General features: G+C 57.9%; 9 protein-coding genes. 6 read left to right on the top strand and 3 right to left on the bottom strand.

The genetic code is table 11. The annotated features are described in order from the left end of the window. Window position 1: 1 nt before the first annotated feature. From AB4Y44_RS16915 to AB4Y44_RS16895, 5 genes are all read left to right on the top strand, one after another. Window positions 2-1321, top strand: a complete 1320-nt coding sequence (locus AB4Y44_RS16915; RefSeq protein WP_368700276.1) for an FAD-dependent oxidoreductase — start codon at window positions 2-4, stop codon at window positions 1319-1321. Next, on the top strand, window positions 1321-2064 hold the full coding sequence (locus AB4Y44_RS16910) for an SDR family oxidoreductase (RefSeq protein WP_368690328.1): 744 nt from the start codon (window positions 1321-1323) through the stop codon (window positions 2062-2064). Before AB4Y44_RS16915 ends, AB4Y44_RS16910 begins: the two co-directional genes overlap by 1 nt. Continuing rightward, window positions 2061-2486, top strand: a complete 426-nt coding sequence (locus AB4Y44_RS16905; protein WP_324161551.1) for a GtrA family protein — start codon at window positions 2061-2063, stop codon at window positions 2484-2486. Before AB4Y44_RS16910 ends, AB4Y44_RS16905 begins: the two co-directional genes overlap by 4 nt. 150 nt (window positions 2487-2636) lie before the next feature. Next, the gene (locus AB4Y44_RS16900) at window positions 2637-4067 is read left to right on the top strand and encodes a UbiA family prenyltransferase (RefSeq protein WP_368700275.1); all 1431 of its coding nucleotides are present in this window, start codon (window positions 2637-2639) and stop codon (window positions 4065-4067) included. Between the two features lie 372 nt (window positions 4068-4439). Then, window positions 4440-5615 (top strand): hypothetical protein, encoded by a 1176-nt coding sequence (locus AB4Y44_RS16895; protein WP_368700274.1) that lies wholly within the window; start codon window positions 4440-4442, stop codon window positions 5613-5615. 131 nt (window positions 5616-5746) lie between these two features. Here the strand turns inward: AB4Y44_RS16895 and AB4Y44_RS16890 are convergent, their stop codons facing one another. From AB4Y44_RS16890 to AB4Y44_RS16880, 3 genes are all read right to left on the bottom strand, one after another. After that, window positions 5747-6943 (bottom strand): acyltransferase family protein, encoded by a 1197-nt coding sequence (locus AB4Y44_RS16890; protein ID WP_368700273.1) that lies wholly within the window; start codon window positions 6941-6943, stop codon window positions 5747-5749. A gap of 376 nt (window positions 6944-7319) precedes the next feature. Then, entirely contained in the window at window positions 7320-9191 is a 1872-nt protein-coding gene (locus AB4Y44_RS16885; RefSeq protein ID WP_368700272.1) for an HAD-IIIC family phosphatase, read from the bottom strand. Window positions 9192-9507: 316 nt separating this feature from the next. Then, a complete protein-coding gene (locus AB4Y44_RS16880) occupies window positions 9508-10434 on the bottom strand; it encodes a glycosyltransferase family 2 protein (RefSeq protein WP_368700271.1) in 927 nt (308 codons plus the stop codon). 652 nt (window positions 10435-11086) lie between these two features. On the opposite strand from AB4Y44_RS16880, the gene AB4Y44_RS16875 reads away from it, so the two are divergent. After that, window positions 11087-11797 (top strand): 4'-phosphopantetheinyl transferase superfamily protein, encoded by a 711-nt coding sequence (locus AB4Y44_RS16875; RefSeq protein ID WP_368700270.1) that lies wholly within the window; start codon window positions 11087-11089, stop codon window positions 11795-11797. Window positions 11798-11835 lie beyond the last annotated feature (38 nt).

Here is an 11835-nt window from a genome sequence, read left to right as displayed (position 1 = left end):
CATGAGCGTCTCGAAGCTCAGTTCCTGGGGCCACTACCCGTACGCACCGCAAACCGGCCGCGAGCCCGGTTGGCGAGAGAACGCGCAGACTGCGCTCCGCGACGCCGCCAAGCGCTTCGGCACGACGTTGCCCTTCGGCAATGGTCGCAGCTATGGCGACAGCTGTCTTGCCGCCACTGACCACGTCCTAATGCTTCGCGGTCTCGACCGCTTCATTGCCGCGGATTGGAAAACCGGCGTCATTCGTGCTGAAGCGGGCGTCACGCTCGGCGATGTGCTAGCGCTTGCTGTGCCGCGCGGCTGGATGTTGCCTGTCACGCCCGGAACGCAATTCGTAACGCTCGGCGGCGCGGTCGCCAACGATGTGCACGGTAAAAACCACCACGTGCGCGGCACCTTCGGACGACATGTGCGTCGCTTTTCGCTGCTGCGCTCCGATTGCGAGCCGCTTGAATGCGCGCCCGAAGAAAACCCGGAGTTCTATCGCGCAACGATCGGCGGCCTTGGCCTGACAGGGATCGTCGAATGGGTCGAACTGCAACTGATGCCCGTCGAGTCGAGCCGCCTGGCCACCCACACGCGCGCCTTCGGCAATCTCGATGAGTTTCTCGCGCTGTCGAACGAGTACGACGCGAAGCACGAGTACGGCGTGGCGTGGATCGACTGTTTAGGGCGCGGCGCCTCGCTTGGGCGCGGCATCTATGCCAGCGCCGACCACGCAACCGACCATTGCTTTGACATGCCGCGCCGCCCCGTGCGGAGCGTGCCGTTCGCCCCGCCGTGGTCCCCGGTGAACCGTTACACGCTGAAGCTATTCAACGAGTTCTACTACCACCGGGCGGCGAGCAAGGCAGGGCCCGACGTGGTCAACTGCGCGAGTTACTTCTATCCGCTCGACAGCATCGGCGAATGGAACCGCCTGTATGGGCGACGCGGCTTTCAGCAGTATCAGTTCGTCGTGCCTGATGACACGGCACGCGACGCTTTGCACGCGTTCCTCGACGCGATCGCCTCGAACCACGCAGGTTCCTTCCTTGCGGTGCTCAAGCGCTGTGGTCCGCTCGTCTCTCCAGGGCTGCTTTCGTTCCCAATGCAGGGAATTTCGCTCGCCCTCGACTTTCCCCAGCACGACACGCGCAACGCAACGCTTTTCGCGCGACTCGACGCGATCGTGCGCGAAGCGGGCGGCCGCCAATATCCGGCCAAGGACGCCCACATGAGTGGTGCGGATTTTCGTGCCGCCTATCCAGCGTGGCAGACACTCGAACAACTGCGCGACCCGGCCTTGATGTCGCGCTTCTGGCAACGGACAACCCGGTAATGGACAAGAACATTCTGATCGTGGGCGGCTCTTCCGCCATCGCCGTGGCCTGTGCCCGGGAATGGATCAAACGTGGGGCGAACTTCATGCTGGCTGGGCGCCATGCGACGCGTCTCGACGCGGTTGCCCAGGACCTGCGCGTGCGCGGTGCCGGCCGGGTCGGCACGTTCGTGCTCGACGTGAACGATTTCGAACAGCACCGCGCCATGCTGGACGCCGCCATGACAGAGCTTGGCCGCATCGACATCGTTCTACTCGCGCACGGCACGCTCTCCGATCAGTCGGAGTGCGAACGCGATCCACAGGCCGCGGTGCGCGAGATCACCGTCAACGCCCTCTCGACGATCGCCCTGCTCACCCTGCTGGCCACCGTGTTCGAGGCACAAAAGAGTGGTTCGATCGCCGTCATCTCGTCGGTGGCAGGCGACCGCGGCCGCCCTTCGAACTACGTCTACGGCACCGCCAAGGCGGCGGTGACGACCTTCTGCGAAGGGCTGCGCGCGCGGCTCTTCAAGTCGAACGTGAAAGTCCTGACGATCAAGCCGGGTTTCGTGAACACGCCAATGACAGCTGGACTCGCGCTGCCGGGCCCGCTCGTCGCCTCGCCCGAGCGCGTGGCGACAGACATCGTGCGCGCCGTGGAGCGCGGCAAGGATTCGCTCTACACGCCGTGGTTCTGGGCAGAAATCATGCTCGTGATCCGCTCGTTGCCTGGTTTCGTATTCAAGAGGATTTCCCTATGAGCAGTCCGGCTGCCAGCATGACGCTCAGCCGTTCGCGGCTCGTGTTCTGGTACGCGGTGTTCGCTGCCATTTCAATCGGCGCGAATTTAGGCAGCCAGAGCCTCGCGTTCCATCTGTACCAGGGCCTGTATGCAGTTGCAATTTCGGTCTGCATCGGAACAGGCGTCGGGCTGGTCGTCAAATACCTGCTCGACAAGGCGTGGATATTCCGCTACGAGCACCGCAGCGTTGCACACGGTGTGCGCACGTTCACGCTGTACGTTGCCATGGGACTCGGCACGACAGTCGTTTTCTGGGCGGTGGAGTTCGGCGCGGATGCGCTCTTTCACGAGGAAATCGCGCGCCTGGCTGGTGGCGCACTCGGTCTGGTGATCGGCTATGTCACGAAATACCACCTCGACAAACGCTTCGTTTTTTCTTGAGCACGTGTGCGCTGCAGCACAAAGGCCCTACGCCGCCGTCGTTACGATCCTTTCCCGGATCGCAGATTATGCGAGCGCGGGCTGTGCTGCGCTCCGACCAACGCCCCGACAACCTGTCCACCTGTTCCTGTCCCGGCACGGAGAATGAAGATGGCCACGCCCGCAGCACACCCTGTCCCGCTGTGTGTGGACCTTGACGGAACGCTCACGCGCACCGACCTGTTGTTTGAAGCCTTCTTTGTGCTCGTCAAACAAAGTCCGCTGTCGATCTTTCTGTGCTTCGTCTGGGCGCTGCGCGGGCGCGCCTATCTGAAGGAGCAGATCGCCCAACGCGTAAACATCGACGTTGGCGTCCTGCCCTACAACACTGAATTGCTCGCCTGGCTGCGCGACGAGCGAGCAAGCGGGCGCGATCTGTATCTTTGCACGGCCACTAACCAGCGCCTCGCCTCCCAGATCGCCACACACATTGGACTCTTTACCGGTGTACTCGCGAGCACGGTCAGCAACAACCTGCTCGGCAAAAACAAGGCGCGGGCGCTCGTTGAGCAGTTCGGCGACCACGGCTTCGACTACTGCGGCGATGCGCGAGCGGATTTGCCGGTATGGCGCCAGGCCCGGCAGGCGATCGTGGTCGGCGACAAGCACATTGCCGCCGCGGCCCGCAAGACAAATGCTGCGATCATCTTTTTCGAGGAAAAGCGCCGGCTGATTCCGCTCGTGCTCAAGGAAATGCGCGTGCATCAGTGGGTGAAGAACGTGCTGATCTTCGTGCCGCTTCTCACCGCACACCAATTCACGGAGCGTTCCGCACTCGCTGCCGTCTGTATCGCTTTTTTGTCGTTCAGCCTGGCTGCTTCGTCGGTGTACCTGCTTAACGACATGCTCGACCTCGACGCCGACAGGAGGCACGCGCGCAAGCGCAGCCGACCATTCGCGTCGGGCAAGCTGTCGTTGAAATTCGGCATCGTGCTTACCGCGGGACTGCTCGCCGCCGGCGGTGGCCTCGCAGCACTCCTGCCGCGCGAGTTCGGCGTCGTAATGGCCGGCTATTTCGTGACCACCGTTGCTTACTCGTTCGCGCTCAAGCGCATGACACTCGTCGATGTGTTCACGCTTGCGTGTCTGTACACCGTGCGGGTGATCGCCGGCGGCGCGGCAACTGGCATCCCGCTGTCGTACTGGCTAATCTTGTTCTGCGTACCGATTTTCCTCTCGCTTGCCATGGTCAAGCGTTATGTCGAACTCGACATGATCGTGCGCGAAGGCAGGACCGAAGCCGCCGGCCGCGGCTACATCACGCAGGACATCTCGATCTTGCGCTCGTTCGGCACGGCTTCCGCATACCTCGCCGTGCTCGTGCTCGCACTTTATCTGAACACGCCGGAAATGAAGGCGCTGTATCACCACCCGAAGGCATTGTGGGCCACATTTGCACTCACGCTCTTCTGGGTGAGCCGGATCTGGATGTGCGCGTTTCGCGGCATGATGCACGACGACCCGATCGTATTTGCGTTCAAGGATCGTGCGAGCCTCGCCGTGATTGCATTATCCAGCCTGAGCATGCTGCTCGCGATCTGATCCTGCGCCAGCGACAAAAAACCGGGCGCGGCGCACTTCCCGTTGTGGCGGCAGGCCCAGGAGCCAATGCCCTCGGGCCGACCGAACGCATCGATGAAGCATTCCGACGCGTGCTCCGCTACGGCGCACAACACACCGGCAAGTCGATACGCGTCTTGGCTTTGGTCCGGGTTGGCGACGTACGCTGGCGTACAGACCCACGCACTACCATGCCCTACGGTTGTCCTCTGAGTCCAGCAAGGCGCGCGTGCGGTCTTTCCAGACGACCCTGTGGACAGTATTTGCGTCTTCGCTATTCGAGCGAAGCCACACTGGGCCCTTCACGTTTTACCGCCGAATGGTTGACAGTCACCGATCGAGATGGGGGCGTAATTGAAGCTAGAGACGGCAAGCGTTCACGACGACAGGGCATGGCTTCCATGGAGTTTATCTGCGGCCGTTTGCTTCTTGCTGGTTCTCGCATTCAGCAGTAAAACCGGCTCATTTTTCTGGGACTACCACGTCTACGAGAAAGGTTTGAGCTGCTATTCGTCTGGACCGAACCCCTACGCTTGTGCAGCGGGCGACTTTCCTTTTGTTTATCCGCCCGTCTTTCTTAAGGTATTTTCGGCTATCGATTTCCCGATCTCCTTCGCCCTCCTGGTGCTAGCCTCGGTCGCCGGAATTGCCTGCGTTAGCATCCATCTCAAATCATTCATTCCATATCATCGCCTGGCTGCCTGCCTGATTCTTGGTTTCCTGATCGGGGGCTCGGGCTTTGCTTCGATGCAGACAGGCAACATAAGCGTCTTCGCGCACCTGTTGCTCGTGTCACTGTCATACTTTCTATACAAACACCGATCGATCTACACGTTGACGCCGCATGCGATCGCGATCATTTTTTTCACGACCATAAAGCCCTACTTTCTGGCCTACGCCTTGCTGTATCTCTTTCTGCCCCGGCGCAGCTTGTCCGCATTCGTCGCGGTGCTGATATCCGTTGCCGGCATCTACATAGCCCAACCTGTTTTTTACCCGCAACTATGGGCGGGATTCCAGGGCGCCATCTACGGCCAGATCGTTCACCATGGGGACGCTGGAATCTCGATTCTTGGCGTTTTTTCCCGGTTTGGGATGGGAAAGGCAGGGTTTATTCTCCATCTCGTTCTGATGCTTCTCGTCGTGGTGACATCGATAGCCCTTCGGAGCAGGCACGCGCAAAGCGCTCTGCGGATCAGCTCCACCAGCGAGTTGTTCTATTTTCTCGCAATTCTCATTCTGCTGAATCCAAGATTGATGTCGTACGATTTCAGCGTTTTTTCCGTTTGCCTCTATCTGTCGATGATTCTTTCGTCCCGAGGTGATGGCTGGGTAGGCTTGTTTTTGAGGACTTTCCCCTTCCTGACCATCCTGCCGCTATGCCTTGAAGGTTTGTTTGGTCTTCGAGTGCACTCTTTGACCTACTACTTCCTCGCGACCTATGTCCTGCTGTTTGCGGCAGTTGCCTGCCATTGGCCCTTGCATGCGACATCGACAAAAGCACCTCGCAGCGTTGCGCACGAGAAGTAATTTCGAACAAGCGGGAATTGGTCCGCCGCCGGCTCAGTCCTCCGAACCGGCGGCAGGTCAATATCCCGCACAGATTGGATTGCCGCAGCTTGCTGCTAGTTTCCGTCAAGGTGGAAACCACGCCAACGCATTCAAAGCGACTCTTCCAACGCGCCACGCTTTGCAAATACGACCTCGCGTACCCACTTGCTAACACTTTCGGTGTATTGCATCGCGGGCTTCTCGATCAATCGAAAAGTCGTATAGCTGAAAAGAATCAGGACGGGGGTGGTCAGCAGGATCGTGAACCAGTGCTCCAGAGGGGTGAATACGCGTGCGCTTTGCTTTCCAACGACAAGGTTGAAAAGCGTAAACAAAATGAACCCGTGCAGGAGATAGATGCTGTAAGCGAGCTCCCCTAGCATGCGGGATAGCTGGCTGGTCAAGGCGCCGAACAAGGTGGCGCCGCCGGCAATCGCGGCAAAGCTCAGGGAAAGCAGCGCTAACGGGATCCACGCATAGGTCGTTGGAAACAAAGTGACCGCCATGGTGATCGCGGCGATTGCAACGATCGAGGCAATCCTCTTCTGTGAAAGGTGACGGAACCAGGCGTGACGACAAAGAAGTGCCGCAATGATCCCCCCAAGAAACGGTGCCAGGAATCTCGATTCCGCATGAAAATGGACAAGATCCAGCACGCCGACAGATCCGATTATCAATACCGCAAGCGACGGAATAGCTCCAATCATCACCGCCAGCAAAGGGAGGCAAAGATAGAATCCCCATTCATAGGCGAGCGTCCACGACACACCCGACAAAATGAGGTTGGTGTCCTTGACCCCGTTGAGATCCGGCTCACCAAAACTTGAAAACGCTAACCATCTCAATGCGTTGACCGCCAGTGTCACAGGGGATTGCACCAGCGTGAAACCTGACATGAAAGCGACGGAGACAAAAAGCAGCAGCATGGCGAACAGATACAACGGCGTCAGCCGCAGGACTCGGGAGACGTAAAGCTTGATCCAGTCAACTCCGTTCTCTTTATCTTTGATTATTTTTGTCGAAAACAAAAATCCGGTAATCATGAAAAACAGGGACACGCTGGCTCGTCCGATATTTGCCATGAAATTCGTTGGGGGGGAGTCAAACTGTGAGGTTCTGATGTAGTAGTACCAAATACAGGAGTGGTGCAGAAAAACGAAAAACGCCAGGTACCCTCTCAATCCGTCAATCGTTGCAAAGCGTCCTGCAGCGTTGGGGGCACCGAATCGCCAGATCAAAACCCTGGCAGTGACGAGTGCAAGGAGCACCGCGGCAAACACCGGGAAAGGACTAGTCGGGCTTATCATTTGTTCTGACCTCTTGGTAGAACCGGCGCTGTGTCAGTAGCCGAATCTTACCGAGCCTTACCGCCCAGAGGTCAGCGAGTTGTCTTGAAGTGTTGCCGAACGCTCATTGAGTCTCAGTCGCGTTCAAAGGGCGCGCATGACTGCCGTAGGCAGACGAAATACAGACGACTGCGTTTCGTGTTGGCGAGATTGCGCAAAGCGGAGCGCGCGAGCCGCGTGTGGATACACGATGCGCGGAAGGAACAGCGCCAAAATGCGCATGACGTTTGACCGCCCGGAGAGGTCCATTGACGATGGCAGGCGACCCGTAGATGCTGATGGAGACGGACGGACACGACCTTGCGTTGTTTGGCAGACTTCCCAAACAAGCGCTGCGCTAAATCCGCACAGGCGGAAACTCGGCCGCGCCCAGATTCTCGATCTCGATGTAGGACGGTAGCTCGTTTGCGGTGCGCGAGTACAAACCCACGGCCGTTTCGGCGAACCCGAGCCGTTTGAAATAGTCGTGGCAGGTCGCATTCCTTCCGGTATCGACCAGATCTGCGCGGACTTCAGATCCGGATTTCAGCGCCAACCGCGTCGCAATCGCCCCGACGACCAGTTCCGCGCCAAGCCCAAATACGCGGCACGACAGCACGACCTGGACAATCTTCTCGCCGTTGATCAGGCAAACAGAGATGATGCCGTTGTCGATCAGCTTGTCCCGCAGCGAAGAGACCACGCAGTACCCGCCCTGGCTGATGAACGCCTCGAACTCCGACCGTTCCCATCTTTTCCCGGTCGTATTGAACTGATTTGTCTTGTTGATGAGTTCGAATGCGCGATCGAAGTGTCTGGATTGCGGCGTCTTGATCAAGAAGAATGACTGGCGAAGCTGTAACGAAGCTAGCCACTCTTCCCGCGAAACACCATTGTTCGCGTCGGCACTGGCTTCGCGCTGCGAGATCGCGCGCACGAGTTCGGTGCGGCGCGACGACTCTTCGGTGACGATGGGGACCTGCGTTTCGGCCGATCGTAGAATGATTCGCCGCCAGTCGTAGTGATTGCCACCGAGGCAACGAATGGCCGGGATCGCCGCCTTCACCTCCGACAACTCGCGGTCGTTATCGTCGATGAACACACAGTTGCCGGGAAGCAGATTCACCTCCTTGAGGATTTCAAGGATGTTCTGCGACTTGGGCTTCCAGTTGATACGCACGCACGCGAAGTCGTCCATGGTGATGGCACCGCGCCAGATGGCGTTGAACCGTTCAATGGTGGGCGCTTCTTCATTCTTGCTGCAGATCGCCAGCAATCCGCCACGCTTCTTGAAGTACAGCAAGGCTTCAGCGAGGCCGATAGGCCAGCCTTCGATGCGCTCTTCCTGGCTCACGCTCTCGCCTTCCGCTGCCACGCCGCGCCACATGGTGTCGTCGAGGTCGACGATAATCAGCTTCACTGGGTCTCGCTGCTCGATGACCTTGACTATCGCTTCGATCCGGGAAAGGAACGCGAGGGTGAACTCACGGGACGCGACCTCATATGTCAGGATATTGCCAATCGCTTTGGGCGCAATCAGCCGATTCGCGTCCAGCTTGAAGTCCCAATCGTTGATGAACGAGGCGTGGGAGCTGCTCAACAGGACATCGTCCTGCAGGTGCCGGCGGCCGACAAAATTCAGTATCTCGTTGGCGTCGAGAAAGTAGCAGTTATTCGTCTTGCGCACGGCGTCCGACAAAAGCCGGTTGATCTCGCGCACCAGATTTCCTGGCGATGTCGTACCGAATGGATCGATGAGATCGCCGTCGTAATTGAAGCTCGGCTCGAAAAACGACATGAAGACAATCGGAGCGGTCGTGATCTGCGCGGCGACCTGCGCCACCTTCTGCGCGAGATATTCCCCTGTTTTTTGCAGAAAAGCGCGAGCTTCATCGTCTGAACGCAGGCGCGAAAAAACCATATCCACTATGGGTTCGGGCGTTTGCGTCACTTCGCCCAGAATGTGGCGGAGCGTGAGATTCACGACGACGACGTCATCGGTTGGCGCGGCTTCCGGGATCGGGGCGTGGCGTCTCGAGCCCATCAGTATGTGCCGGATGTTGTGCCCGGAGTTTGCGCTTCGCTTGACGAGCATTTCCACTGAGCACGTGCCCAGCAGCAATATATTGAGCTTGCGCGAATGGATCGCGAGGGACGTCGGCGGCAGCGGTAAATTGACCTGTTTATCGGCGACGGATGAGTAAAACAAATCGCGGACAAATTGACGCATTGGGGACCTCGAAGTCGAAACGTTCTCCACACGCTGCCGGTTTCGGCCTTGAGATTAGAGCAGAGCGCAGATACACCATCTGTGCGCCGACAGACACAACCCCAAATGGGTGCAGCGCGCGAGCCGCCGCGGCGACTCGTGCAACGTTCATAAACGTCGTCAACGTAGCAGGGCCGATCTCGGGAATTCAAAAGGGTAGGAGCCAGCCCTTGGCGAGAGCTTCGAACTTCAGGGGTCAAACTGGCGGGGGAGAGACGGGATGTGCAGGATCGCCGCGTCACCGGCTATAACTTTTATTTTTCGAGGCCGATGCAACTCAAATCGAATAATCCTCAGCCTGGATTATCCGTCTCAACTGCTTGATTAAATTCACCCCTCCCCAGCCGATAACCAGCCTCGCAAACAGTGCCGCCCAATCCTTGCTGGGAATCTCGATCTCTCTCAACAAAACTCGCTCGACAATGGCAAGCCTCAAGGCAATACTCAGTTTCTTGTAAATCAGAACATTAAATATAAATGATGAGACATGCCCTTTTGACATCATCTTGTTATATTTTTCAAAAAACACGAGACTGGGTTCGCAACTGACCGCCTTCGATATTCTGGCGGGACTTTCGCTCAGGGAATACTCCACCAGTGCATCGTGCAAATAAACGAAGACGCAGCCAGCCATTTCAGCTCGAATGGCGAAGTCCCAATCCTGATGACGACGCAGCGATCCATCGAAGCTGATCAGCGGGTACTGATGACGCCACATCATGATCGATGAAGTCTGAATATAGCCCCCCTCCAGCAGGATGAAGTCGAGCATCGACTGCCCATCGTAGGGCGCGCGGTTACCCAGGATGCGTCGGTCAGCGTCCGTTAGCACGACGTTGCTGAAGAGCACCTTCGCTTCGTTCCCGTCAGGCTTGGGACCGAACGCGGCGATACAGCGCTCGAGCTTGTTCGGGAGCCATCGGTCGTCGGCGTCGAGGAAGGCGATCAGATCACCGGTGGCCTCCTCGATGCCGCGGTTTCGACACCACGCCGCACCATGGTTCTCGCTTTCGCGAATCAGCCGCAAGACAATGTTGTCTCCGCAACGACTCGGCAATTCGAAATGCAGCCCGGATGCGTCATCTACGACAATGATTTCCTGCGGAACAACGGTTTGGCTAGAAATCGATTCTATTGCCAACCAAAGCAAATCAACGCTGTTGTAGTGTGGAATGATCACACTAACGTTGTAGCCGTTGTCCAAATCACACCGCATCCCGCACCTCGAATCTGAATTTCGATAACATCCTCGTGCAAAGAGTAGGACTATCGTTCCTGATCTGGTAGCACGTCAATCGCACATATTCTTACCGCTCGTTACCAGAAACCGATCTATCCGTTGGAAATCCATCAATATTTCTTACATTACTATTAAACATACTTTCTAAGTCCATACAGAGTCGATTGGCAAACCTTTACCAAAAGGGGTCTTGGACCGGTCTTTTCAAAGACCATGGAGCAGACTCAGTTCTATAGCGAACGCAATCGACCGGCGTTCTGGAAGCCAAACAATAGATGATTCCTCCGGCGCCGCATCGAGTCGCAAAGGACCATGCAGCCCAGCTACTTTCGGAGAGCCTCACAGGTTTTGTGTCGACGCCTTGTTTCGGCAATTGCCGCGTCGACTTGTCGATCCCCGTACGGATGCGCGCACGCAGTGCAGCGTAATTGCATCATTCTTTGATGAATCGTAGGCCGTATCGCAAGTGTCGTTCCGTGGGTTGCCCAACAATTCCGCGAGAGTTGTATCTGTACATTCACTCCTGCGTGTGCCACTCGTTGCGCACTCAACCGGGTGGCGCGCGATGTTCCGTGCCGCACCGGCACTGCCCTCCGCAAGCCGAACCAGGCCCTCAATGTCTTCGTCGCCACTCACACCGCCAACCACGCAAGAAGTCCATGTCTGGCAATGGGACCTCGACGCCTGCGGGAGTGATTTTGATCGGTACTGGGAGATGCTTTCCGCGCAGGAGCATGAACGGGCCGGCAACTTTCGCTTCGAGCTGCATCGCTGCCGCTACGTGACCGGAAGGGGAAAACTCAGACAGATCCTTGGCCGCTATGCTGGGCTCCCTGCACGCGCGGTCGCACTCGAGTATGGGCCGGAAGGCAAACCAATTTGCACTAGCCAACCTACGGGATGGACGATTTGCTTCAATCTGAGCCATAGCGAAAATACGGCGGCGCTGGTCGTTTCGAGCGGGTTCGAGGTGGGCATCGACGTAGAACATATTCGTCCGATCGAAGAGAGCATGCCGCTCCAGGTCTTCTCGGCTCGCGAGCGCGAACAATTTGATGCGCTCCGGGCATCAGAACGGCAAACGGTTTTTTTTGAAACCTGGGCGCGCAAGGAAGCCTGCCTGAAAGCGCTGGGCACGGGCTTCATCCTGCCGCCGGAGCATTTCGAGTTCGATCTTGCCGTTCACGGCGACACGACACCGCGCTTCGTCGGCGGCGAGGCGGCGGAAGCCTCGCATTGGTGCATTCGCGCCCTGTCACCCAGTCCGACCTGCGCAGGAGCCGTGGCGGCCCGCCACAGCGGCTGGTCGATCGTCGACATGAACTGACCTGGCAAGGCCTCTGGCGCGCCGTCATGGTCGCGATC

The organism is Paraburkholderia sp. BR10937 (genome assembly GCF_040965695.1).
Classification (GTDB): domain Bacteria; phylum Pseudomonadota; class Gammaproteobacteria; order Burkholderiales; family Burkholderiaceae; genus Paraburkholderia.
Note: the sequence above shows the minus strand (reverse complement) of the source record. Positions and strands in the feature narration are given on the sequence as shown.

Excerpts from the sequence above, each read along its gene's own strand:
- AB4Y44_RS16915 (WP_368700276.1), top strand. The coding sequence starts at position 2 with ATGAGCGTCTCGAAGCTCAGTTCCTGGGGCCACTACCCGTACGCACCG.
- AB4Y44_RS16910 (WP_368690328.1), top strand. The coding sequence starts at position 1,321 with ATGGACAAGAACATTCTGATCGTGGGCGGCTCTTCCGCCATCGCCGTG.
- AB4Y44_RS16905 (WP_324161551.1), top strand. The coding sequence starts at position 2,061 with ATGAGCAGTCCGGCTGCCAGCATGACGCTCAGCCGTTCGCGGCTCGTG.
- AB4Y44_RS16900 (WP_368700275.1), top strand. The coding sequence starts at position 2,637 with ATGGCCACGCCCGCAGCACACCCTGTCCCGCTGTGTGTGGACCTTGAC.
- AB4Y44_RS16890 (WP_368700273.1), bottom strand. The coding sequence starts at position 6,943 with ATGATAAGCCCGACTAGTCCTTTCCCGGTGTTTGCCGCGGTGCTCCTT.
- AB4Y44_RS16885 (WP_368700272.1), bottom strand. The coding sequence starts at position 9,191 with ATGCGTCAATTTGTCCGCGATTTGTTTTACTCATCCGTCGCCGATAAA.
- AB4Y44_RS16875 (WP_368700270.1), top strand. The coding sequence starts at position 11,087 with ATGTCTTCGTCGCCACTCACACCGCCAACCACGCAAGAAGTCCATGTC.